Source organism: Bacillus andreraoultii (genome assembly GCF_001244735.1).
Lineage (GTDB): Bacteria > Bacillota > Bacilli > Bacillales > Caldibacillaceae > Caldifermentibacillus > Caldifermentibacillus andreraoultii.
In genome coordinates this window covers 1,707,595-1,733,266 of record NZ_LN868937.1, presented here as the reverse complement: position 1 = coordinate 1,733,266, position 25,672 = coordinate 1,707,595, and the positions used below count along the sequence as shown (strand labels likewise).

Annotated in this window: 23 protein-coding genes and 1 riboswitch; of the genes, 13 read left to right on the top strand and 10 right to left on the bottom strand. The window is 35.3% G+C overall.

Features of this window, described 5'->3' with window-relative positions; genetic code table 11:
* Nucleotides 1-155: 155 nt before the first annotated feature.
* Complete coding sequence (locus BN2144_RS13520) at nt 156-962, top strand: YitT family protein (protein WP_033828772.1); 807 nt, start codon at nt 156-158, stop codon at nt 960-962.
* A gap of 260 nt (nt 963-1,222) precedes the next feature.
* Here the strand turns inward: BN2144_RS13520 and BN2144_RS13510 are convergent, their stop codons facing one another.
* On the bottom strand, nt 1,223-1,891 hold the full coding sequence (locus BN2144_RS13510; RefSeq protein ID WP_033828770.1) for an amino acid ABC transporter permease: 669 nt from the start codon (nt 1,889-1,891) through the stop codon (nt 1,223-1,225).
* Nucleotides 1,892-1,989: 98 nt separating this feature from the next.
* A complete protein-coding gene (locus BN2144_RS13505; RefSeq protein ID WP_033828769.1) occupies nt 1,990-2,853 on the bottom strand; it encodes a transporter substrate-binding domain-containing protein in 864 nt (287 codons plus the stop codon).
* Nucleotides 2,854-3,270: 417 nt separating this feature from the next.
* On the opposite strand from BN2144_RS13505, the gene BN2144_RS13500 reads away from it, so the two are divergent.
* Nucleotides 3,271-4,953, top strand: a complete 1,683-nt coding sequence (locus BN2144_RS13500; protein ID WP_075047839.1) for a methyl-accepting chemotaxis protein — start codon at nt 3,271-3,273, stop codon at nt 4,951-4,953.
* A gap of 339 nt (nt 4,954-5,292) precedes the next feature.
* Nucleotides 5,293-5,781 (top strand): SRPBCC family protein, encoded by a 489-nt coding sequence (locus tag BN2144_RS13495; protein WP_033828767.1) that lies wholly within the window; start codon nt 5,293-5,295, stop codon nt 5,779-5,781.
* A 106-nt stretch (nt 5,782-5,887) separates the two neighbouring features.
* On the opposite strand, the gene BN2144_RS13490 is transcribed toward BN2144_RS13495, so the two are convergent.
* Nucleotides 5,888-7,432, bottom strand: coding sequence for a rhomboid family intramembrane serine protease (locus BN2144_RS13490; RefSeq protein ID WP_050632317.1), 1,545 nt, complete (start codon nt 7,430-7,432; stop codon nt 5,888-5,890).
* Between the two features lie 283 nt (nt 7,433-7,715).
* On the opposite strand from BN2144_RS13490, the gene BN2144_RS21005 reads away from it, so the two are divergent.
* Together BN2144_RS21005 and BN2144_RS13480 are read left to right on the top strand one after the other, a co-directional pair.
* Nucleotides 7,716-8,225, top strand: coding sequence for an NINE protein (locus tag BN2144_RS21005; RefSeq protein ID WP_407638030.1), 510 nt, complete (start codon nt 7,716-7,718; stop codon nt 8,223-8,225).
* Between the two features lie 257 nt (nt 8,226-8,482).
* Nucleotides 8,483-9,022 (top strand): HD domain-containing protein, encoded by a 540-nt coding sequence (locus BN2144_RS13480; RefSeq protein WP_033828766.1) that lies wholly within the window; start codon nt 8,483-8,485, stop codon nt 9,020-9,022.
* Nucleotides 9,023-9,123: 101 nt separating this feature from the next.
* Here the strand turns inward: BN2144_RS13480 and BN2144_RS13475 are convergent, their stop codons facing one another.
* Together BN2144_RS13475 and BN2144_RS13470 are read right to left on the bottom strand one after the other, a co-directional pair.
* A complete protein-coding gene (locus tag BN2144_RS13475; protein WP_033828765.1) occupies nt 9,124-10,335 on the bottom strand; it encodes an anti-sigma factor in 1,212 nt (403 codons plus the stop codon).
* A gap of 14 nt (nt 10,336-10,349) precedes the next feature.
* Entirely contained in the window at nt 10,350-10,850 is a 501-nt protein-coding gene (locus tag BN2144_RS13470; RefSeq protein ID WP_033828764.1) for a sigma-70 family RNA polymerase sigma factor, read from the bottom strand.
* A 561-nt stretch (nt 10,851-11,411) separates the two neighbouring features.
* Between BN2144_RS13470 and BN2144_RS13465 the strand changes: the two genes are divergently transcribed.
* The 3 genes from BN2144_RS13465 to BN2144_RS13455 all read left to right on the top strand — a co-directional run bounded on the left by BN2144_RS13465 (nt 11,412) and on the right by BN2144_RS13455 (nt 13,740).
* Complete coding sequence (locus BN2144_RS13465; RefSeq protein WP_407638029.1) at nt 11,412-13,076, top strand: BCCT family transporter; 1,665 nt, start codon at nt 11,412-11,414, stop codon at nt 13,074-13,076.
* 194 nt (nt 13,077-13,270) lie between these two features.
* On the top strand, nt 13,271-13,489 hold the full coding sequence (locus tag BN2144_RS13460) for a DUF1659 domain-containing protein (protein WP_042337948.1): 219 nt from the start codon (nt 13,271-13,273) through the stop codon (nt 13,487-13,489).
* 29 nt (nt 13,490-13,518) lie between these two features.
* Nucleotides 13,519-13,740, top strand: a complete 222-nt coding sequence (locus BN2144_RS13455; protein WP_033828763.1) for a DUF2922 domain-containing protein — start codon at nt 13,519-13,521, stop codon at nt 13,738-13,740.
* 58 nt (nt 13,741-13,798) lie between these two features.
* Here BN2144_RS13455 and BN2144_RS13450 read toward each other — a convergent pair whose 3' ends face one another.
* Nucleotides 13,799-14,710 carry a TetR/AcrR family transcriptional regulator gene (locus BN2144_RS13450; RefSeq protein ID WP_230199740.1) on the bottom strand — a complete coding sequence of 304 codons (912 nt, stop codon included), beginning with the start codon at nt 14,708-14,710 and terminating at the stop codon, nt 13,799-13,801.
* 113 nt (nt 14,711-14,823) lie between these two features.
* On the opposite strand from BN2144_RS13450, the gene BN2144_RS13445 reads away from it, so the two are divergent.
* The 4 genes from BN2144_RS13445 (at nt 14,824) to BN2144_RS13430 (ending at nt 20,196) form a co-directional block, all read left to right on the top strand.
* Entirely contained in the window at nt 14,824-16,326 is a 1,503-nt protein-coding gene (locus BN2144_RS13445) for an MDR family MFS transporter (RefSeq protein ID WP_033828761.1), read from the top strand.
* Between the two features lie 88 nt (nt 16,327-16,414).
* Nucleotides 16,415-16,526: riboswitch (SAM riboswitch) on the top strand.
* 145 nt (nt 16,527-16,671) lie between these two features.
* Nucleotides 16,672-17,121: an OsmC family protein gene (locus BN2144_RS13440; protein ID WP_033828760.1), complete on the top strand. Its 450-nt coding sequence runs from the start codon at nt 16,672-16,674 to the stop codon at nt 17,119-17,121.
* A 174-nt stretch (nt 17,122-17,295) separates the two neighbouring features.
* Nucleotides 17,296-18,672, top strand: coding sequence for an LLM class flavin-dependent oxidoreductase (locus BN2144_RS13435; RefSeq protein WP_033828759.1), 1,377 nt, complete (start codon nt 17,296-17,298; stop codon nt 18,670-18,672).
* An 18-nt stretch (nt 18,673-18,690) separates the two neighbouring features.
* Nucleotides 18,691-20,196: a sodium:solute symporter family protein gene (locus BN2144_RS13430; protein WP_033828758.1), complete on the top strand. Its 1,506-nt coding sequence runs from the start codon at nt 18,691-18,693 to the stop codon at nt 20,194-20,196.
* Between the two features lie 482 nt (nt 20,197-20,678).
* Here the strand turns inward: BN2144_RS13430 and BN2144_RS13425 are convergent, their stop codons facing one another.
* From BN2144_RS13425 to BN2144_RS13410, 4 genes are all read right to left on the bottom strand, one after another.
* Nucleotides 20,679-21,677 (bottom strand): SPFH domain-containing protein, encoded by a 999-nt coding sequence (locus BN2144_RS13425; protein ID WP_033828792.1) that lies wholly within the window; start codon nt 21,675-21,677, stop codon nt 20,679-20,681.
* A gap of 48 nt (nt 21,678-21,725) precedes the next feature.
* The gene (locus tag BN2144_RS13420) at nt 21,726-22,481 is read right to left on the bottom strand and encodes a TPM domain-containing protein (protein WP_050632316.1); all 756 of its coding nucleotides are present in this window, start codon (nt 22,479-22,481) and stop codon (nt 21,726-21,728) included.
* On the bottom strand, nt 22,478-23,506 hold the full coding sequence (locus tag BN2144_RS13415; protein WP_033828757.1) for a TFIIB-type zinc ribbon-containing protein: 1,029 nt from the start codon (nt 23,504-23,506) through the stop codon (nt 22,478-22,480). Before BN2144_RS13415 ends, BN2144_RS13420 begins: the two co-directional genes overlap by 4 nt.
* A 207-nt stretch (nt 23,507-23,713) precedes the next feature.
* Entirely contained in the window at nt 23,714-24,388 is a 675-nt protein-coding gene (locus tag BN2144_RS13410) for a PspA/IM30 family protein (RefSeq protein WP_033828756.1), read from the bottom strand.
* Nucleotides 24,389-24,782: 394 nt separating this feature from the next.
* Here BN2144_RS13410 and proC point away from each other — a divergent pair, with 394 nt between their 5' ends.
* Nucleotides 24,783-25,580, top strand: coding sequence for a pyrroline-5-carboxylate reductase (proC, locus tag BN2144_RS13405; protein WP_033828755.1), 798 nt, complete (start codon nt 24,783-24,785; stop codon nt 25,578-25,580).
* Nucleotides 25,581-25,672 lie beyond the last annotated feature (92 nt).

The following is a 25,672-nucleotide window of genomic DNA, read 5'->3' as shown; positions in this document are numbered from 1 at the left end:
ATAAAAAAACAATTTACTATCCGGGAAAATAAAGATATGATTTCAATTATAATAATTCATTGAATATGAAATGTGTTTTTGATGTACATTTATTTGCGATAATTATAGAAATAAGGTACAATTCTCGAGATTATTTAAGTATCGAAGGTGATTCTATGAAAAACATGATAGTTATTTTTGGTTCTTTTATTATTGCAGTTGCCTACAATTTCTTTTTAGTGCCCTATAGTATTTTAAGTAGTGGGATTAGTGGGGTTGCCATTTTACTTGGCCTTATTACTCCTTTCAATACAGGTATAATCAACTTCATTTTAAACCTTCCGTTACTAATTTTAAGCTATTATAAACTAGGGAAGAAAATTACACTTAATACAATCCTAAGTGTTGTGTCCCTGTCACTTTTTCTTTACATATTACCAGTCATTCCATTAACAGATAATATTTTACTGTCCACTATTTTTGGTGGGGTAATAACTGGTGTAGGTGTCGGACTCATCCTAAAATATTCTGGAACTTCTGGTGGATTAGATATTGTTGCAATTATCGTATCAAGAACAAGTAATTTTAGTGTTGGCATTCTTTTAACAGCGATGAATGGTATTATTGTGCTTATTTCAGGTACCGCTTTTAATTGGAATATTGCGCTATATACTCTTTTATCTATTTACTTAACTGGTCGTATGATTGATAAAATCCATACGAGTCACATGAAAGTAACGATGCAGATTGTTACAACAAAAGGTGACGCTATTCGAAATGAATTACTACAAACCATTTATCGCGGAATTACGGTTACAGAAGGATATGGTGGCTACACACTTGAGAAAAAACAAATTATGATGATGGTAATGACCCGCTATGAAACAGTACAAGTAAAGGAAATTGTACGCAAACATGATCCAAATGCATTTATTAATATTTTCGAAACAGTTGAGGTTGATGGTACTTTTGCGAAAAATTAATTCCAATCGTCCTTTTCAACGTCGTTTTCAAACGGAAACAGAAATAATCAATCGCTTTTTTAAAGGGATTCATATTAATAAACGAATCCATTTTTCCAACGTGGTTTTTGCTTACCAAACAAAAAGATTTGCTCATTCCAACATAATTCACGTTCATAAACGAGCAAATTCCTCATTTTTCCAAATAAAAACGAACGAAAAAGGGTCTGACCGAGAAACCAGACCTTTTCCCCTTCTATTGTCGTGAAATTTCTATCCAATTATGCGACTTTCTTTTCAAGATGATTTTGCAACAATTCAACAATTGAACAGATTCCCCAATAAATTAACGCAACGAGTATGTACATCGTCATGTAATCCAATTCTCTACCGCCAACAATTTTTGCCTTTTGGAAAAGTTCTGGAACAGTAATCATTGCCGCCAGTGACGTACTCTTAATTAAGTCTAGAAGCACATTAACTAATGGAGGTAGAGCTATTTTCGAAGCCTGGGGGACAACAATCGCAAATAACGTTTGCCAGTAAGTCATACCTAGAGATTGTGCAGCCTCCCATTGCCCGATATCAACTGCGGATATAGCAGAACGATTAATCTCTGCCATGTAGGCAGCACAGTTAAGACTAAAACATATAATTGCCGCATTGACCGCCGAAAACTCAATTCCAACAAGCGGGAACCCAAAATACAATAGAAAAAGTAACACTAATATGGGAACCCCTCTCATAAAAGATATGTAAAGACGTGATGGTAACTGTAATATTAAATGATTTGACATCCTCCCTAAAGCTAGGAAAAAACTGAGAAATAGACCGATTACTATACTTGCAAGGGAAATTAACAACGTATACCATATTCCTTCCAATACGTATGGAATCGACTCAATCGCTAGTCGGAAATCAAAAATATATTCCCATTGGATACCGCTCATTTCTTGCTCCTTTCAAAAAACCGCATACATTTCGAGCGTATTTACAATTGATATGATAAAAACTGCCCAGCAATTAGAGCAGTTTTTAGTAAGTTATTTTAGTATTGCAAATCAGGCTTTTCTGTTACATCATGACCTGAAAAATATTGTTTGGAAAGCTTACTAATTGTCTCATCTTTAAGCATTTGATGTAATGTATCATCAATGTTTTTCTGAAGTTCAGTTGCATCTTTTTTCATAATCATCCCGACTCCTTCACTCGGTGTTTCAAACTTTAAGTCTGGATGAATAGTGATGTTTAAATCAGGATAAAACTCAAGTGCTTGTAATTGTAAATAGTAATCATTAATAATTAAATCAGTTCGTCCAGCGTCCACATCTCTTAAATACGATTCATTTGTCGCATTATCATAGATTACTTCTTCAGCACCGTATTTACGAGCGATATCCATGTAAACCGTTGTCGCCTCGCCTGCTGCTTTTTTTCCTTTTATATCCTCTACCGTCTTAATGCTAGATAAATCGTCTTTTCTAACGATAGCTGATGCGAATGAAAATTTATATGGACTAGAGAACGCAAATTTTTCCTTACGTTCCGCCGTTATAGATATATCATTTGCAGCGATATCGATGGCACCACTATTGATAGAAGTAAGCATCCCATCGAAGGCCATTTCAACAAACTTTACTTCTAAATTCAATCGTTTGGCCATTTCTTTAACAACTTCGACTTCGAAACCAGTTAACTCATTAGAATCAGAATCATGGTATGACGTAGGATATAATGTTCCCGATGTTCCCACGGTTAATGTTCCTTTATCCTTAATTCGTTCCCACGAAGTTGTTTTTCCTTCTTCTTTATTGCCGGTTTTCAATTCACTGTTACTGCTACAAGCACCTAAAACGAACAAAATTGTAGAGACAATAAAAATAAGTATAAATTTTGAATACGAATGTTTCATCTATGTATCTCCTTTCTTTAAACCATTAAAAACATACCACGTTAATTATTATTTCGCAATAATTTCGCTTTACTTAATTAGACTGAAAACTCAGGAGTCACTATTCAGGACAGCATGACCATATTATGCGTTTGAAAATTCGTGAGCACAACTAAGTAACAATTTTTATGCTTATTCCATAAATCATCTTTCCAATATTGATTGACAGATGTTTTTATTTAAATAATCTAATTATTCCCCTCTTTTGTACGATTATTGTAACATTTTGTTTCGTTTTTCTTGTCAGTACCCTAGTATGATAGATTCGCCAGGAAAAAGATACCATGACTTTTGAACCTGAGTAGATATTTTAGTACAAATAGTTCACCCTGTTAACTTTTTCAATTTATTCATTACAAGACGAGGAGCTGCACCTTTATGAAATTAACTAGAAAACTCATTCTATCATTCGTATTTGTCTCCCTACTAATTATAATTGTTGGGTCTATTGGAATTAAGGGAACGTCAGATATGAATACTAACGGGAAAATGATGTATGAAGAAAAGGCAATTCCATTAGGGACATTACTTGAAATTAGGCAGGAAATTGATTATGTTCGTCTTATTAGCACATCGGCAACTCTTGGAAAAGAACCATCCCTCGTTGATGCTGCAGAACAAAGCTTACATAATGCGGATTTACTTTTAGAAAAGTACGATACTTACAATTTAACAACTATAGAAAAAAAGAGTTTAGAAGAATTTAAAAAAGATTGGAATAGTTATGTACAACTTGCCCAGCGGAATTTAAATTTTGTTAAACAAAGGCAGTATGAACTTGCCAAAAATGGAATCCAAGAATCAAGCGCCTACTTTGATTCTGCAAGTATTCATTTAGAAGAACTACAAGATAACACAAGACAAGAAGCTAAGAAGCTAAGCGATCGCAATGAAGCTATTTACAAAAACTTATACATAAGTATTCTTATCGTTTTAATTACTTCCATCATCCTAGCTATTGTAACCGGTTTTATTATGGGACGTTCCATTGGCAAACCAATTAGTAAAGCAACGAACAAACTTAAACTGTTAGCAAGTGGTCATTTAACAGGCGAACAAATCACAACAAAAAGAAAAGACGAAATTGGTGAAATGGTTCAAGCTATGAATACATTAAATATTAGTATGAAAGACATGATTACTAAAATTAGTCAAGTTTCAGAGGTCGTCTCATCCCAAAGTGAAGAGTTAACCCAATCAGCTCATGAAATTTCGATTGGCACTGAACAGGCTGCATCGACTCTACAAGAAATTGCGGCAGGCTCAGAAAAACAAGCAAATCATTCGAACGAACTATCCGCAATGTTCGGCACCTTTGTTGAGAATGTTCAAGTAACTGAAAAACGTGGAGAAGAGATATATAATACTTCTAATTCAGCTTTAACATTAACTAAAGAAGGTAAACAGTTAATGGAATCTTCTACGGAACAGATGACTAAAATTGAAATGATTGTAAAAGATTCCGTTCAGAAAGTTCAACATTTAGATGAAGAATCAAAAGAAATATATAAACTTGTTATTGTCATTAAGGACATTGCTGATCAAACGAATTTGCTTGCTTTAAATGCAGCAATTGAGGCAGCAAGGGCTGGTGAGCAAGGTCGAGGATTTGCTGTAGTTGCTGATGAAGTAAGAAAACTCGCTGAACAAGTTGCTCATTCTGTTACAGACATTTCAAGTATTGTATCAACTATTCAAAACGAATTTATTTCAGTCACTAAGACTCTAGAAAATGGTTATAAAGAAGTTGAAGTTGGTACAAAAAAAATTAAGGTTACAAGTGATACGTTTATGAAAATAAATGAATCTATTAAAGAAGTTGTAGATAGTATTAAAGAAATTTCCTCCACGCTAAAGAACTCAGTTGCGGAAAGCCGAGAAATGAATAATTCAATACAAGAAATTGCTGCTGTGACGGAGGAATCCCTAGCTGGAGTAGAACAAACTGCATCAATTGCTGAAGAAACGAATAGTTCTATGGAAGAGGTAACCGGCAGTGCTGACCAGTTAGCAACATTAGCAGAAGAATTAAACGAATTAATTAAACAATTTAAAATATAAAAATGTAACAGGTTCTATAAGGCCTAAAAACAAAGGAGGTGTCCGGAAAGTCGTATTATTGATTTTCGGATACCCTTTTCATGTTTCAAAACTTTGATTGCTTGCATTCTCGATTATCACATTTTGAGGGTATTCACTTTTCGGACAGCCTCATTCATCTTATAAATAAACGACTCACATTCAATATTTATGAAACGATGGGTCTTTTTTTGATTTCTCCTATCCTAACTAATAGAAACACCCATTTTTAATAAATCGTTCATAAATATATCTAACTAGAATATGTTATATTGTTTCACTTTAATTTTCATACACCATGACTTGCAGGGAGGGCTTTGTATGCCTAAAATTACTGAACAGATTGATTTACATGTTCCACTCAATACGATATGGGATTTTATTCATGTCATTGATAACTGGGCCTCACTAGTTCCAGGTTATATTCGTCACAATACACGAAGTAACCATAGCGTTGAAATTGAATGTAAAGTACAAGTTGGATTATTAAAGAAAAAGATCAAGCTTTACATAGATCTGACTGATTACAAAGAGTCCAACACGATGAATTTTCAGTTTAGAAGTGAATCAAAACAATTTACAGGAACGGGGACGGTAACATTCCACCTACTTAGTCCAGTACAAACACGAATGGCTATTTATGCTGAAATCATTACTAAAGGAGCAATGGCACCTATCATAAACACATTCATTACCAATACAAGACCAAATAACACCGGTGAAATTACCGCACTTCTCGAAGAAAAAATTAAAGACATGCAATGGACATCTAGAAATCAATCAAATGATAATCGTACCATCGCACACTAATATTTCGCCTTATGTAGACCAAATGAATCATATGAAAATCAAACTCAACTATCCCCAAAAACCCAACCATGCGACAATGGTTGGGTTTCTTAATCCAAACTTATTCTTAAAACACCTGGTCTAACAAGGCAAGTTTCATATATTTTGTACTATTTGCAACTGGGAGAGATACTTGTTCCCATTGGTGGTCACGAGCTAAATGTTTATCTGTTACTAAAAAATATTGATAAGAAACCTTTCCTGGCCGATCAGGTACCGGATCATTCCAAGTAGCATCTAAGTTATACCAACTTCCATTCACTTTCACTTTGTTCCACGCATGCCCTTCTCCATTCCCCATTCCCGTTACAAATAACGATTCAATCCCAACATCATTTAATAAAAATTGGACAGCTTTTGCATATCCTTCACAGACGGCCGTTTGCAGCAGTAAAGCGCCGACAATTGTATGAGACTCATCAGGTATCGTATTTGCTAAGTAATTATCGTAGTCATATTTTGTATGTTTTACTAAATAATCATGAATGGCCTTCACTTTTTCATAGTCATTTTGTATTCCACTCAACACGTTTCCTAAAATATGATTCTTTGCTTCTTCTAGTTTTCCTTTTAACATATGTACATCTGATTCCTTATACTTATAACCTAACTCTAGTATACCGTTAGACCAAAATCTACTAGTGGTATAATCGTAATAAAATATTTCCGGATGATCAGCCAATACGTTGTGTAGTGTATCAAAGGCGGTATCACTATCTGTCGTATATTCTTTAAGATTTACTTTATTTTCCATACCTTCTAAAGAACGTAAAATCGCATTGTATAATTCATCACCAGTTCTGACTACTTGCTTAGTAGATTTATTCGCTTCAGTAGATGAACTAAATTGACCCTTACTACTTTCATCCATACGTTGTTCAATATTTACACGTACTTCTTCCGTCTTTACAGTTGAATTATTTTCACCAATCCATTCGTTCACCCGTTCAGAAATCCCACTAACAAGATTCGTCCCGTCCATTAATTTTGGCAAATACATTAAAAACATGAGCGAACTAATGACAAAAAGACTTTTTGCCATCGACGGCCCCCACCGCATTCGAGCGAGTTGACGAAAAGACTGCGGCTTGATAAACAGTGTTAAAAATATACCGATACCAACCCCAACCACAACTTCAGCTTTTGGTAGACTTGGAAACTTAAACAAAACAATCAATGTGAGTAAACATGTTAACCAGTATAACCATTGATTCGTTTTTGATAATAGATGATTCCGTTTTATCATCAATGGGTAATAAATTCCAAGAATACCACTCAAACTGATCATTGCCGTTGACGGTTGTTCATATGTAAAAATATATTGAAATAAAATACCTCCGATTATTCCAACGATAACAAATAAAAAAATGAATTTTGCAGAACCGTACACTTTCTCCAGTGTTGGACCAAAAACAATTAAAAAGATTAGTAGGAAACATGCAACGAGTGGCGTTTCAGGATAAAAGATTGACGTCAAAAAATGTTGCCACTTTGTTTGAGTGAAGACCTCTACATGTTCACATAACGGACCTAGAAGAACAAAACTAATTAATACAAGTACAGCGGGGTAGCGTAAATTGAATCGTATTTTTGAATTGACCTTGAAAGACATATCAATCTCTCCCCATCTCCCTATTTTTACACCCCAAAATCTTTCCAATCTAAATTAACTATTTATAGAAAATCACTATATTTTAATTATAGCAAATTACATGATTATTACGAATGATTAAGCTATACTATATTCCGTTATAATCAATGTCGTCTCTATTCCACTACTTAAAATTAAGTAATCTATCTTAATTATTGCTATTCTATATTTTTTGATATTTATAAGTTATAATTTTACTATAAGAATTCTTTATTATAAGAGTAAGTACAAGGAGGGAGCCAAGTTGCTTACATGTTATGTGCATAACGATGCGGAGGCAATAGGAACATGTGTCGGTTGTGGTAAATTTATTTGTGAGAATTGTAACACAGAAATTAATGGGAAAAACTATTGTAAAAAGTGTGTTAGCGAGTTACTCGAAGAAAGTAAAAAGAAAATAGAAAAGCTCGAGGATCAATCTACAAAACAACAACCAATGGTATTCATGAATGCTGGTGGCGGTGGTGGTGCAAGTTCATCGTCATCATCATCGGCCAGTAATGGTTCCGGTAGACAAGTGAATCAATACACAAAAAATAAAATGATCACTGGTATTTTAGCTATTTTATTAGGTGGAATCGGTCTTCATAAGTTTTATCTTGGTAAATGGGGGCAAGGATTTATATATTTAATTTTCTTTTGGACATATATTCCAGCCATCATCGGATTCGTTGAAGGTATCATCTATCTTTTATCATCAGATGAAAGTTTTGCACGAAAGCATGATAAAGGTTTTCGAACGTATACTGTCTAATTTTATTATCGATTTATGCCCACTAGTAAACAAGAGGCAAATCTTTAAACTGATTTGCTTCTTGTTCTAATCCTATCCTTCCATTCATTTATTAACATTTCCATTTCTTTTAATTCAAACTTATCCGCCATCACTTCTTTATTAAAATCATTTTTATTTAAATCCATAAAAAACCATTGAAACCAAGTTAAAAAGGTGATAAATTATATAACAATATACTCATAGACGGGAAAATAAATAGAGATGGAGGGAAATGAATGGAACGATTCGTTACACTAGAAAAATTATATTGCCATCCCATTGTTCAAAAGTACGTTAGTCGGTCAGGAATGGCTCATGCGATTTCGGTTGCTGAAAAGGCATTTACCATTGCTGTTCAAACGGGAGTAAACCCAGATTTAGCAACAAAGGCCGGACTCTTACATGATATCGGTCATTATAAATGGTATACAGACGGGAAATGGGATTACGATTTATATAAAGAGAATGATATTCACGCGATCAAAGGAGCAGCACGTGCTCATAAACTTCTCGTTCGCTGTGGAGAAGATTTGCAAAACGCAAAACAAATCGCCCTGGCAATCCTACTTCATACAGATTCCTATTTACCAGATGGGAACTTACAACTAAACCCACTCCAACAAGTTGTCACAAAAGCGGATACGGATGATGAAGAACCTGGTGGAGGACACCATTACCGTCAAATTGACTACCAAACTGCCCTTACTCGAATTCAAAATCTTGACAAGAAAATCAATCAATATGTCCAATACAAAGTATGTAAACAAAGTAGCTAATTCTATTCCCATCTCCTCATGAGCCAAATCACAAAAACTAGAGGTTACGTTTATACGCAGCCTCTAGTTTTTTACGTAGCATACCCCAGTTAGTTATCGCTTCAGTTCATCTCTCCGCCAAAATTCCGATCAAACCAATTCCAAAAATCGACTTCCCCTAAAGAAGCGTACGTAATCTGTTTATTATCACGGAATTTTAGGAGCTCTTTTGTTGGGCCCGTTACAACCACCCCATAGCACTTCAAACCGTTTTTATCTACATAATGACGCATTTTTTGAAAATCACCCCTGTTTAAGTCCCATAAATAATTTTGTACATATTTTTCATTATCATTTAAAAAGGTTAACATATTTTTAAATGCCTTTTCATAATCCTCTTGCCGATTTTCAAGCGTTCGGTCGGATCCAGTCTCTCCTGAAAATTCTAAAAGCGTATATTGACTGAACCCCCAAATCCCTGTAACTGCACTAGTAAATGGAAAATTATCAAGTGTCGGCATGTTGGAACCACCTGTATCGACCGCAAACCATGTTACATCTATGTCATAGTCACTCATCATTTTATTTATTTGGTCAATATCATAAAGATTATCAAACGAAATTGCTAGTTCCGAAACCGTTCCTTCAGGTAATTTATCCAAAGCACCCCAAGTCTCCCTTAATCCATTTGCTAAAGACTCTTTATTCTCCTTGTATAACTCTTCTTTAATAGCTGGGTAGAAAAATTCTAGTTTTACATCATAACTTCCATCCACCCAACTTCTCGTTATATTTAATTGATTGAAAAACATTTTCCCATGAATTTCACCAATTGTTTCTGTATCCCTACCTATCTGTCTCGACAGTTCATAATCCATACTTGCAGTGAAAAATGCACTCGTAGCAGATCCACCACCTCTAGCTATTACATTTGGCATCGTCACCTCTGTCGTCGTTAACATCGCTTGCTTTGCCCGATTAAGTTTACTATTATCAGAATCGATAAACTGCCCATAATATAGCCCCGTTAACAAACTAAGAACAACCATTAATATAATTAAACTAACGATTACAGTAAAAACATTATTCATCCGATTTTTCCACTTTGCTCGGCGAAGAATTTTATTTTGTTTTTTCACCGATGACATATTTAGCGTTTCTGGACTGGAATTTAACGGTTTGAGCACATTCTCTTGTTCCTTTAATTTTCCATCTAACCATTCTCTACATTCTCCACATGTTTCTAAATGGTTATCGACTTCTCTACTCTCTTCCCCACTACACTTTCCCTCCAAATAGTTATCCATTAACTTCTGAACCTCTTTACAATTCATCTCAACTCCACCTTCTATCCCTTATTACTTGACGTCAAATATTTTTGTACTTCATTTCTCGCCCGGAAAATGGTTACCTTAACATTTGCAAGTGTCATATCTAACACATTTGCAATCTCTTGATATGAAAAATGGTAATAGTCTCTAAGAACAATAGCAGTCCTCTTTTGTATTGATAGGCGTTGAACCGCTTGAAACCATTCATTTATTTCATGTTTCGTGAAAAATTCACTTTCCGCACTTTGAGACATTTTTGCTTCGGTAAACGGTTCCTCAACGTACACGACTCGTTTATCTTTCCGCCAAAAATCAATAAATGTATGATAGGCAACTTTAAATAACCACGGTCTTATTTTTTCATCGTCATAACTTTCTACATAAAAGTAAGCGCGATAGAAAGTTTCTTGAACGATATCCTCAGTTAATTGAACATTTTTACAAAGGGTAAAAACATAATGATATACATCTTGAAAGTAAAGCTGATAAATTTCTTCTAAACCAAGATTCCTTTCCATCGTGCCCCCCTTTCACTATAACCACGTTTAAGTTTCAAAAAAGTTACAAGTAAAAATCAATATAATCTCAATTTATACAAAAGGGTAAAATTCTTAAAATTCATTAATTAGGCTGGAAATCAATATCGTTCTTTGTTATAATCAAAAACCAAAGGAGGTGACATCAAAAAGGTAGAAAATTTTAGGCGATTCAAGAATTACTTTTCCTAATTTCACAACGTCTCTTTTACAAAAAGAAGGGGTTTTTTCTCAAAGAGTTTACGAACAAATTGACAAAAAACATCCGGTGCTTGTAAGCTTTTCGCAACTTACAATCGTTCCCTGTAAAGAGACTGCCAGATTGTGAAAATATGAAAACTAATTCCAGCCTAAAACCAATGAAAACCACTTTTATTTGAATCTAAATGTTCCTCATAAGCGATTCACTGTGGTTTTTCCCCCTTCGTATCTTTGTTTCCACTGTCTTATAATCTCTTAGTAAACACGAAAAAAACATACACACAAATTTACGATTTGCCTATTTCCTTTACAGAAAAAAATCAGTGGTTTCATCTATTTCAAATGCGAAAAAAAAATCAATCTGGAAAGGAAGAGTTGATGAGTTTTTCGAAACAAAAATTAAATAGTGTCTTTTGGATTTCCGCTATATTTATTGCTGTATTTGTTATCATTGGAGCTATTTTCCCTAACACCTTTGCTAAATACGCAAATACTGTCTATGATTATACTGCTTCAAGTTTTGGCTGGCTATATTTGTTAGCGATGTTTATATTTGTTGTGTTTCTCGTGTACATGGCTGCTAGTAAATATGGCAGAATCCGATTAGGTGGAAAAAACCAGAAGCCTGAATACTCTCTGTTTGCCTGGATTAGTATGTTATTTTCCGCTGGATTTGGAATTGCCCTCGTCTTCTATGGTGTTGGCGAACCGATGTCGCATTTTTTTACACCACCAATGAAAGATGTGAAGCCACTTTCAGAAGAAGCGGCCCGACTTGCAATGGATTATTCATTTTTCCATTATGGTGTGAGTCAATGGTCTGTCTTTGCTGTCGTTGGTTTATGTATGGCATATTTTCAATTCCGAAAAAAGAAGAACGGCTTGATTTCCACATCGCTTGAACCACTCATTGGAAAGAAAAAGCAAGTAAAACCGTTGAAACGTCTCATTGATATTCTAGCTATTGTAGCAACAATTATTGGGATTGCAACTTCAATCGGGCTTGGTGTTGCACAAATGAATGGTGGATTACACACTGTATTTGGTATTTCTAACGGTACAGGCACACAACTTATTATTATTGTCGTCATGGCAGTTATGTTTATCACTTCCTCTTCAACAGGACTTGATAAAGGAATTAAATGGCTTAGTACTATTAATCTTGGAGTTGCCATCGCCCTCATGTTATTCGTCTTTTTTGCAGGTCCGACGGTATTTATACTTGAGACATTTACTGTCGCTTTAGGTGATTATTTCTCTAACTTTATTAGTTACAGTTTGCGGCTTACCCCGTATACAGGAGAAACATGGGTGAAGGAATGGACCGTCTTTTATTGGGCATGGGTCATTGCTTGGTCACCATTTGTCGGGGCATTCATTGCACGAATTTCAAAAGGACGAACGATTCGTGAATTTATTTTTGGAGTACTCGTCGCTCCACCGGCAATCGCTGTTGTGTGGATGGCCATTTTTGGAGGCACAGCACTTCATATGGACTTGTTTGAAGGGACAAAAATTGCTGCAGCTGTTAATAATGATATTACGAGCGCATTATTTACGACATTTGAGGGACTTCCACTATCAACTATTTTATCTGTCGTTTCACTGCTTTTAATACTCACCTTTTTAGTGACATCAGCAGATTCAGCCGTTTATATTTTAGGAAGTATGTCTAGTAATGGTAGCCTAAATCCCCCACTTTTAATTCGAATTGTCTGGGGAGTACTATTAAGTTCCATCGCAGCTGTTCTTTTACTATCAAGCGGGTTAACTGGCCTACAAACAGCTTCACTCGTTGCCGCTCTCCCGTTTACTATTATCGTTCTTCTCATGATTGTTTCATTCGTAAAAGACTTAAGACATGAAACCGTGCCTATTCAAGAGACGAATAAACAGAAAGAAGCATCATTACAGAAAGAAGCGAAACTTAACAAGGGGAAGCATGTAAAAAAAGAAATAGGGTCGAACAAAGTGAGTCCTGTAACGATACAAAAAAATTTATCATAATAGAAAAACTATGTGGGAGCTGTTCAATAAGTACGGCTCTTTTTTTTGCTATCAAGAATCACCTCTGAACTACTGTTCTCGTCTCGTTAAGGCTAGTACACCTGAACTTTCTTATCCCCTTATTAAATGTAGAAAAATTTTTTATCCATTTTATATCGATTCCTCTATAACTATAGTGAATGGAGGTGATAAGGATGAAATTTACGAAAATAGTAAAAACAAACTTTAACTTAGTTTATCAATCTGGTTTAAATCAAGATGGCAAACCAACATACAAAAGGAAAAACTACAACAATGTAAAGTCAACAAGTTCAGATGAAACGATTTATCAAGTAGCACAAGCTCTCGCATCATTATGCGTCTATTCACTTGAGACGATTGAGCGAGATGACAAAAAGGAAATATATGGATAATAACTGGGGTATGAAGGAGGTCATTTAAAATGGATAAAAATTTAGAGCTTATCTTTTTAACTACAGACGGGAAAACTGTTCGTATTACTGTAAATGATCCAAGAAGTGATCTAAATGAAGAAACAATTAAAAATGTGATGGAAACAATTATTGGATTAGATGTTTTCCAATCCACAAATGGTGCATCGCTTGCATCAATTAAAGAAGCAAAAATAGTTGAACAATCAGTTCAAGTTTTTGATCTTGATTAACATAGCTTAACTCTTGAGACGAAAGCCGGATAATGAATCCGGCTTATTTACATATAGCTCACCCTTCCATTCGTAAAAAATACCATACAGAGTTACAAAACATTCGTACTTGCTGCTCTAATTCAGTCATTGAAAAAGAATGCTGAAACGGTTTAATTAATGATTGAAGAACAGCCGTACGAGTTCGTTTCTGGTTAAGTTCTTCACAAATTGCATGAAATAAATCCCGTTGCTCGTTCGTAAACGAAGCCTTCGTTTCAATATCTTTAGCCATCGTAAGTAGTTCAGCTTTTGACAACACTTTTCGGTTTATTTTCGTCCTTATATATGATAATGATTCTGGATCTAATAATGTGAACTTCTTCTCAACCATCTCTCCTTTTATCTTTTCTAAGTAAGTAATAATAATTTCAACTAATTGATTAATCGAATAAGATGTATTCGTAATTTTAAGAGCAAATAGCATATGTTGGATCATACCAAAAAATAAAATAGAAAGTTCAAATGCATAATTTCGAATCTCATCACCATAAACTTCAATAAAACGATTTGATAACCACTCCAACTCATAAATCCGGTGGTGCAGCACAAGTTTTCTTAATTCCGTTTCATTTGAGTTTAAAATCGCTTCAAATAACGCACTTAACTTATTTTTTTCATTTAAATTAATTAAAACAGAAATTTGCTCAATTAATATTTGCCGATTTTTTTCATCTTTTCCCACTTGCATTTCCATTCGTATTTGACTCGCATCATAGCGCAACCCTTCTAAGATTTCAGCAATACAGTCGTTTTTCGATGTAAAATAGTTGTAAAATGTTCCTTTAGAAATATTCGCATGGTCAATAATATCTTGAATCGAAGTTTGCTGAATTCCTTTTTCAATAAATAGTTTTAAAGCGATATCCGCTACTTTTCTTTTCCGTTTATTCATCGAATCTCCACTACCTTTTATTGTCAGTATAATCATAGTTTTAAAGAAAAACAACATTTCTTATACCCTTAGTTCAAATTAGTTGCACGAAATATACAAAGAGTATAGAATAAGCAAATGGAAAATAATTTTGGATCGAGGGGAAGTCTATGGATCAAGATTTACAACTAAAAAAACCACCATATTTAATGATTACGGTGTTATTTGTTGGTGCATTTGTATCGTTCTTAAATAATTCTTTATTGAACGTTGCCCTACCTTCTATTATGGAAGACTTAAACATTAAAAACTATTCCACCGTTCAATGGCTCGCAACAGGTTACATGCTCATTAGTGGTGTGTTAATTCCTGCAACTGCTTTTCTCATTACCCGCTTTACAAACCGCAATTTATTTATCACATCAACAGCAATATTTACACTTGGAACAGCAATGGCAGCTTTTGCTCCGAATTTCGGTGTTTTACTTGCTGGACGGATGGTGCAAGCAGCTGGTTCTTCTGTAATGGGGCCACTATTGATGAATGTCATGCTCGTCAGTTTTCCTCGTGAGAAGCGCGGGACGGCTATGGGTGTTTTTGGTCTCGTTATGATTACTGCTCCGGCCATTGGACCAACATTATCTGGCTATATTGTCGAATATTATCATTGGCGCCTTTTATTTGAGATGATTCTTCCACTTGCCATCATCAGTCTTATCCTTGCGATTTGGAAATTAGATAATGTCATGGAAGTAAATAAAAATGCTTCGATTGATTATTTATCTGTTATTCTTTCTACGTTTGGTTTCGGAGGATTATTGTATGGATTTAGTGCAGCAAGTACTGATGGTTGGAATGATTCAATTGTGCTGGCAACACTACTTGTAGGCGGTATTTCTTTAATTATTTTTATCATTCGCCAGTTAAAAATGGAACAACCATTATTAGATTTACGTGTTTATAAATATCCGATGTTTGCTTTAGCATCCGTGATTGCTATCGTCAACTCAGTCGCCATGTTTTCCGGGATGATTTTAACTCCTGCTTATGTCCAAAATGTTCGAGGAATTTCACCTTTAGATTCAGGATTAATGATGCTTCCCGGCGCAATTGTGATGGGGATTATGTCACCAATTACTGGTAAGCTATTTGACAAATACGGTCCACGAATATTAGGTGTAATCGGTCTTACCCTTACAGCGATATCAACGTATTTACTTTCTGAATTAAAAATTGACTCAACTTATACTTATATTATTTCTATTTACACGTTACGAATGTTCGGAATGTCCATGGTTATGATGCCAATTATGACGAACGGACTAAACCAATTACCAAATCGGCTAAATCCACATGGCACAGCAGTGAATAACACAGCACAGCAAGTATCTGGTTCAATTGGGACAGCTATTCTCGTTTCGGTTATGAACAATCGAGCTCAAAGTGAGGGCGAAAAGTTATTTTCATCCGTTGATCCAACAACATTAACAGAAAGCTCCACTGCATTACTCGGAAAACAAGCATTACTTGTCGGTATTCAACATGCCTTTTTCATCGCTTTCATTATTAATATTATCGTACTCGTCCTTTCATTCTTTGTAAAACGTGTCGAAGTTTCACATACAGCGATTAGCAAGCAAAAAAAAGAAGAGAAAGTTGCGGTGACAAATTAATATTTTCTTAACATAGGTGAAAAGTCCTGTTGACAACAGTGCATAAACTCATTAAAATTGAGTCTAAATTAAATAAATATTCTTTTAACTCTTATAAAGAGAGGTGGAGGGACTGGCCCTGTGAAACCTCGGCAACCATTGACAATGTCAAACGGTGCCAATTCCAGCAGATTTATTTTTTAAAATCTGAAATATAAGAGGTTAAGTGATATCTTAACTATTCACACGACCTCTTAAATTTTTTAGGGGTCGTTTTTATTTTAGTGAGGTGATGCAATGATAACAATAACATTTAACTAATCACTTAGAAAAAGGAAACTTTAACCTATGAAAGGGGAATGAATCATGGCAGTTGAAAAGTTTCAAGTCAAAGCAACACTAAAAGAAGGTTTTTTAGTAGAAACCGAAGCACGAGGACATCGGGTGATTGTCGATGAACCAAAAAATCTTGGCGGTACAGATCAAAATATGAATCCGGTTGAACTCCTACTATCAGCTCTAGGTGCATGCCAATCAATCGTCATTCAAACGTATGCAAAACAATTTGGAATACAGTTAGACCACCTTACCATTGATTTAGAAGGCGAGTTAGATACTGACGGCTTTCTAAATAAATCCGATGTTCGTCCAGGTTATTCGAATATCCGTTCTACCTATCATATAACAACGGATGAATCTGAAGAAAAACTTGACGAATTCATTCAATTTGTAGAAGCACATTGCCCAGTCGGTGATACAATTCTTAACCCAGTTAACTTAACATCTCGTCTCGTTGTAAATAACTTAGTTAAATAAGCAATTGAAACAGTGTTTTCTGTCTTTTTTATTTCTAATACCAAGTATTTATATCAAAGTACTTTGTATTAGATAATACAACTAAGATTACACGTTTTAAATTTATTAAATTCCCTTTTTTTAAGGGACTTCTAGTGAATAAAGTTAAAAACAAATCTGAAAGGATGTAATTCAATGAAAAAACAAATCTGTTTAAACGGCTTTATCCAAAACTTCCCCTCCCCACATTCAACAGGCCTATGGAAACATGAAAAAAGTAAAGGCCACGAACATAATCGCTTATCCTATTGGGTAGAAACAGCACAACTATTAGAAAAGGGAAAGTTTGACGCGATGTTTATTGCAGATGTGTTAGGAACATATAGCGTTTATAAAAACAGTTATCATCCAGCTGTTGAAAAGGCAGTTCAATTTCCAGCACATGATCCACTTCTATCTATCTCAGCTATGGCATTGACAACAAAAAATCTTGGCTTTGCAGTAACCATTTCAACGACATATTCACACCCTTACACACTAGCACGACAATTATCAACGCTCGATCATTTAACTGAAGGTCGAATTGGTTGGAATATTGTCACATCCTACTTAGAAAGTGAAGCGGCAAATCTTGGATTATCTGGTCGTCCTACTCATGAAGCAAGGTACGGTCGTGCAGATGAATTTTTAGAAGTTGTTTATAAACTTTGGGAGCATAGTTGGGACGACAATGCAATTCTTTTTGACAAAGATAATGATCGCTTTGTAGACGCAACTAAAGTACACGAAATCAAACATAGGGGCAAATATTATTCGGTCACTGGTCCACATCTCGTTGAACCATCACCACAACGAACGCCAGTTTTATTCCAAGCTGGTTCCTCACCAAGAGGAAGGAAATTTGCCGCCAAACATGCTGAGGCTGTTTTTACCAAGCATACTTCACTAGCATCATTACGTGCCTATGCTAAAGATATACACCGGCTTACTCGTGCTCACGGAAGAAACCCAAATGATATTAAAATATTTCCGCTCATTTTACCAATTATTGGTTCAACAGAAGAAGAAGCACACCGAAATTATGAGGAATTAAAAAAATATGTTAGCTATGAAGGAACCCTGTCCCTTCTTTCTGGTCACACTGGGATTGACTACTCTACTTTTGATCCGGATGTTTATATTACAGAAATGGAAACGGAAGCAATGCAAGGTAATCTAGACTTGTATGCAAAAGATCCAACTAAAAAATGGACCTTAAGAGAAGCGATTTTAAATCACGGACTTGGTAACGGTGCTGTTAAATTTATTGGTACACCAGAACAAATTGCTGAAAAAATGGAATTATGGGCAACAGAAGGCGATGTAGATGGGTTTAATATTGCACAAGTGTACTCACCGGGCACTTTCTATGAATTCGTTAATCATGTCGTTCCGGAATTACAAAAACGAGGGATTTATCGAACGGAATATGAAGGGGCAACGTTAAGGGAAAATCTGTTTGGAAAAGGTAGAGTTCATTTACCTATTAATCATCCTGGTAAGCAATTCTCAATATTACAAACAAATAAATAATGAAAAGGAGGAAGCAAAATGAATGAGCTAGAACGATATGTTTGGAGCGGTGTTGGTTTATTTGTTATCCTCATGATAGGCCTCGGCCTGTATAGCAGCAGAGGGACAAAAAGTATAAGCGATTTTACGATTGGTGGCGGCAAATTAGGACCGGTTCTGTTAGGCTTGTCTTTTGCAGCAACTTATTTAAGTGCCGCTGTTTTCTTAGGCTACCCGGGTTGGTCTTATCAATGGGGATATGCAAATCTTTGGTTATTATTAGGAATTTTAGGCGGTGGTCCACTTGGCGCAGTTCTTGTCGCAAAGCACGTGCGAAAAATCAATTCCAAACAAAAGTCTTTATCCCTCTCCGATTGGTTAGGTGACTTTTATAATAGTAATATATTACGTATAGGCACTGGCCTCATCTTGTTATTTAATATTTTTTATATTGCAGGACAATTTGTTGCTGGAGCCCGAGTTTTTGAATACACCCTTGGCATTTCTTATAAAGTAGCTTTAATTTTTATTGCTGCCATTGTCATTCTTTATGTGTTTATTGGAGGGACACTAGCTGATGTTTATACGGATGCCGTCCAAGTTTTCCTAATGGCCATTGCTGGTCTAATTATCTTTATTTCAGGAATCGTTCTATTTTGGGAGGGGAGTGTAACGGCAACATTCCAGGAAATAACAGCCAAACTCGCCAGCCAAAACCAAAGTTATGTAACAATTTTCAACTCAGAATCAACCTATTTTGATTCTCTGTCTGCTGTCATAGGTGCATTTTTAATCCAGATGGCTTTTGCAGTATCGGCACCTCAACTTTTCAATAAAGTTCTCGGATTAAAAAACGAAAAAGATATAGGTAAAATGATTGTTGTCTATGTCACCACAATGGTTTTCTGTGTCATCGTTCTATTCGGTGGTCTATATAGCCGAGCCTATTTGGGTGACGGTATCGCCGTTAGCGATATGGCTTTAATGGAATACATCGTTCAAGTATTTCCAGCATTCATGGCAGCTTTTATGGTTATTGTCATTTTAGCTGCGGCTCTATCCACAACAGACGGATTATTTGTCTCGATTTCCACCGTTTTCGCAAATGATATTTTTCTAAAAGTAATCGTAAAACAAGGTTTTCTAAAAATAAATGAGGACAAAGCAGAAAGAATTGCTTTACACATTAGTAGATATTCTGTTCTTCTCACCGGAATTCTTGCATATTGGATTGTATTAAATCCACCGAAGTCGATGGGAGACATTATATGGATAGGTATTTCCGGTGTTGCAGCGGGCACGGTTGGACCGGTACTATATGCAGTTTTTGGTAAAGATCAAGCATCCGGTCGTGCAGCTGAACTTTCAATGATTATAGGCTTAGTTTCTTATTTTATTCTCTATTTTGGTGGGATTGAAAAAAGTACAATGGCTGCAGGTGCATGGGCAACATTAATTGGAATCGGAGTTATGTTCTTATTCGCAAAAATAATAAAAATACCTACACCTGACTTAGAGCATGGGAGAACATCAAGTTCTTCGTGAAATTAAATAAGGAGTGTGAAAAAAATGTTTGTTAACCCAATGCTATCTATTTGGTTATATGGCACAATCCTATTTTTATCCATTACCGGTCTATCACTGTGGAAATGGTATTTTAAATAAAAATAAGTGTTTTAGATATGTCGAGAACTCTCGTTACTTCTAGCCATGAGTTGTTGACATATTAAGCCATTGTTTAATTGACAAACAAGGTTTTGTCATCAATGAACTCACGACTACATTTGAGTGTCTCCTTGCGTAAATGATGATATATTTCAAGAGTGATAGATTATCAAAATTACGTGTACAAATGGAGAGACTACCAAACTGTTAGATTGCTTCCCTGTCAATCTTTTATATGATTCTATTAGGAGCGTTCGAGTTGTAGTCATTTCTAACTAATGTTTGTCCTATGTTTCAATTCATTAGATAATAAAACTGCCACTTTATACAAATTTACTTATATAAAGTGGCACAATCTATTACTAGGCCAGCTTATAACCACAGTTCGGACAAAATTTCGTTCCAGGATTCTTCTCTCCACAATTTGGGCAGAAATTCACCTTTTTCGACTCACTGCCTTCCGTTACTCCTGGTTGAAGTTGAGTGCTTTCTTTCTCTTTTTCCTTTTTCCCTTCATCCTCTTCCATATCTTCCATCATCTCTTTGGCCATGTTCATACCCATCATCATCCCTGCCATATCAGAAGCCACGCCGCCACCAGACATTTTTCCGGAACTCATCCCATCAATCATGGACACTTGTTGATATTTTTTCATATCACCGACCATGCCGAAAGAGGCATTTTTCGTTATCATATCTTGAATTTCTTTCGGATAGTTAAAACTCATAATATGAAAACGTGTAATTGTTAGCCCATCATCTACTATTTGCATATCCAAATCTTCTTTAATCCCACTTGCAATCTCATGGGCATTCGCTTGCAAATTAAACATATCTTTTCCTTCTTTAGAAATCCATTTCATCAGTAGTTGATCGAGTACTGCGGTAATGCGAATTTTCACATCTTCCACTAAATAACTATTTTTAACTCCCGCAATTTTATCAATTAAGGCGATATAATCATTTACTTTAAATTGGAAAGTACCATTAGCACGAATAGGCATTCCCCCTGGCATACCTGGTGTTGGGATATTAATTGCATTTTTCGTTCCCCATTTTACAGTAAATTCTTTCGTGTTTACAAAGAGGACTTCCACACGCATACCGCTATTAAAACCGAATTTAAACCCTTTTAACGTGGAAAGGAATGGAATGATTTCTGACTCAATATTATAGTCCCCCTCGTCTGTGAATATCCCTTCTACTTTACCATTGTATAAAAAAACCGCATCTTGACCGGGACGAATAATTAACTTACTTCCCTTTTTAATTTCACGATTCGTCCATTTCCAAAAAATCATATCATCGCGAAACTCTTCCCACTCAACAACATTCGCAAACTGATTTTTAAAAAAAGCCATTTCATCAAATCCTTTCCCTGTGAAAAAAAACATTCATACCTAATTCCATTAAAAACTTCCGCGGCTCCCACTATGTGAATGCCCACCACCAGTAATTCCACCGCCACCTCCACCACTAGAGTTCGACGACGGTTTCTTTACTTTTGTAACTGTCGTACGGATATAGTCATCTCTACTGTCAATTACTCGCGATGTCTTTTCATCTAGATAAGTTCGATTATTTACCGTAATTCGGCCGCCACTCGTATATACAAATGAAAAAACAACGATTCCACCCAAAATACTTGCGATAATTAATTGGAACCACCATCGCAAGAAAATATTCGCAGGTTCTCCATCCATATAATGATCCACCGATTCAATAAACTGTTGGAAAGCGAGGCCATAATTCCCTCCACTTAAGGCTGGTGTAATTTCATCGCGAATCTTGTTTAAGCGGCTATCGTTTAAATATAATTTTCCTTTATAAAAACCTGCCAAATAAACTTCGCGATTATACATGTCTAATGTAATCATTGCTACATTCCACTTATTCAAGCCTTGTTCTTCTATCTTTTCGTCATAAAAATCTTCTGTATATTGCTTTACGTCGATACTCGGATCATCAACAGTAACAATTAATATATCCGTATCCCATTTTGACCCAATTTCATTCGCAAGTGATTCCAGCTCTTTAGCTTCATTTTCCGATAAAATGTTTGCACCGTCAAATACCTTTTGACTTAAAGCAAAAACTTCAGGTGTCTTACCAAGAATCATTAAAAATAAAATAATTCCTATAAACCATGATATTTTTTTCATCATAATAGACCGCCCCCCATCATAAAGGTGACAAGTCTCAAAATAACTAATGTTCCAGCAGTAATTCCGGCAAACCAACCGGCAATTTTCCCACGACTAATTGGAGGCTTCCCAACAACTTTTCCAGTCTGTCCATTCATAGCAAAAATATAATCCTTTTGCCGATAATTATACGTGACCATCCATATGGGAAGGAGTACATAGTAACTTTTCACTTTCTTACTATTAATATGTTTTTGGTCAGGAATAAAAGTAGAATAACCACTTACTGTTGTTTGAACATATGAATCTATGAAATTTTGTATTTTTGATTTTGCCCTTGGAAGTAGGTCATTATCATCATAATTATATTTCTCCGCGATATAGCCTGCTAAATACGGTGTTTTAAACTCTTTTAATTGATCATATCGATATGGTTCAAGCTTATCCATTAAGCCATCTTCCATTTTTTCAGACGCATCAACAGGTATTTTTAAATAATCTAAATTAATATCGCGAAACACACGGTAATGTTTTGTTTCTGTATAAATATACTCCCCGCTCGTATACGTCCGTACTCGGGTTGCATTACCCGAAACTTGAACTCGACTATTCAAATCAAACATCCAAAAAGGAACATACATCCCTGTGATCTTTTTTATACGATCAGCAGTCATGAAGTCACTTGGAGTCACTAAACCATGTTTACACCATTTTTTAAAAGCGGCAACTGCTTCGTCCTTACTGATTGAAAAAGGAATAACTAATGACGGTGCAAGTGTACCCGAAACACGATCACTAATAACAACACCTGCTCCGCAAAAGCTACATATAGTCGCAACCGTGTCCGCATCCGTAATTAAAATCGCACCACAATTTTCACAATGATATTCTTTCGTCTCATCTTCTGAAAAAGTCGTTGTAATAAATTCCTCAGAAAAATTTTCTATTGCATCTTGTCGTCCACATGAATGACAAGTTAGTTTTCCCGTTTCACTGTCAAAAACCATATCATCGCCACAATTAGGGCATTTGTAATGAATGACCATATTTTTCCTCCTAGCTCCACCTATGAAAAAGGGATTAAGCTGCAACGTTTAACTGTATTTATCAGTATTCCCCCTGCTTCATTAGCGGGGGAACCATGATGTTAAAAAATTCAGTAGGGATTCAAACCCGACTGAATAAATGGTCACAACTTAATCGAATAACAAAAGTAAACAATAGATTAAATACTTTGAGGCAATAGTTTCCTATTACTCTTTATTTAACTTCGCCTTCAATCTAGCGAGCTCATCATCTACACTTACCTGTTTATCATATTTTGATGCAAGATCTTCAATATCATCCTTTGGAGCTTTGTTTAACTCTGCCATTGCATTTGCTTCGTCTAGAGCACGATTCACTTTATCTTCCATCCGGCCGAATCCTGCTGCTGTATTGTTAGCGTCCGTCACCGAAGAGCCAATTTTATTTATACGCTCTTGGGTTTTTGCAACTGACCATTTCGCCTTTAACATTCTTCTTTTCGCTTCTAATTCATTAATATCTGAGACAAGTTTATCATGCATTTGTCTCATCTGATGTGCATTTGATTCAGCTAAATCGTAAGCTTGCTGAAGCTCTGCTTGTTTTTCCGTAATTTGTGTTTTTCTTTCAAGAAACTTTCTGGCATCATCTTCATTCCCGGCTTCTAATGCTTTTATTGCATATTTCTCCATTTTTTCAGCATCCGCCTTACTTTCTTCAAGCACACGTTTTGCTCGCTGTTCTTCTGCCATAACTGAAGCTGTCTCTGCCTTCACCTTACCTAAATCACGATTTAAATTACGTAAATATTGATCAATCATTTTCTCCGGATTTTCAGCTTTATCCAATAATGCATTCATATTACTTGTCATAATATCTTTAAACCTAGTTAGAATACTCATTGATTTCCCTCCTAAAAAATTTGTTAGTATATATACTGAATTAGATAGCAAAAAGATTCATTTTTTTAGGTGAATTTTTTAAGCACCCATTAAAATGAATTTACTAGGAATTCAATCCATTTTCATGTGAAAGAATCACTTTTTCATCGATAAGCGAAATTTGTGTAAAATGATTTTCAAAGGAAAATGGAACACATATCTAGAAAAAAGAGAGAAGGCTCTCTATCATAAATGTATGCACACTAGGCAAATACATTTTAAAAAAGAGGCCTTCTAATAAATTAAATTATAACAAAAATATATGTGCTTTTAAAGGAAATCGTTTTATCGTTGTCCTTATGTTATATTAAAATAACTAATATGCAATAAATTTTTATATGAGAGGATTTTATAAATGAACATGAATATTGGCTTTATCGGTTGTGGAAATATGGCGACAGCGATGATAAGTGGTATAATCCATTCGGGCTATGCCCCATTTGAAAATGTATATGCTTCAAATCGATCATACCAAAAATTAATAGATGTAAAGGAAAAATTCAACATCAACATAACAGAAAGCAATGTGGAAGTTGCTAAAAACTGCCATATTATTTTTCTATCCGTTACTCCAAATATGTACCCAATCGTTATTAATGAAATTAAGGATGAGATTCAGGAAGATACGATTATTATCCTCATCGCAGCTGGTCAAACAATAAAAGAAAATGAAACACGCTTTCATAAAGCTACTAAAATGATTAAAGCAATGCCTAATACCCCTGTTCTTGTCGAAGAAGGAATGACTGCTATTAGTTGTAACCAATTCATTACAGAAACAGATAAACAAGAACTGCATGAATTATTTGAAAGTTTTGGTAAAGTAGCGTTTATTGATGAAAATTATATGGATATTGCTAGTGCAATATGCGGTTCATCACCAGCATTTGCTTATATATTTATGGAGTCACTTGCTGATAGTGCCGTACTATATGGTTTACCGAGAAACCTTGCCTATACTTTCGCTGCCCAAGCCCTTTTAGGCTCAGCGAAAATGTTACTTACTACAGGTAATCATCCCGGAAAGTTAAAAGATGATGTTTGTTCACCCGGTGGCACAACAATTGAATCTGTCGCTATTCTTGAAGATAGTGGCTTTCGTTCAGCTATTATAAATGCCGTAAAAGCAAACATGGAGAAAATGTCAAAATAACACATTCAGAGTTGGAGTAAAAGGATATATTGATGTTTGATTATATACAATTTGCTGAATCACTTTTCTCATCAAGATTATTTGTTTCCTTA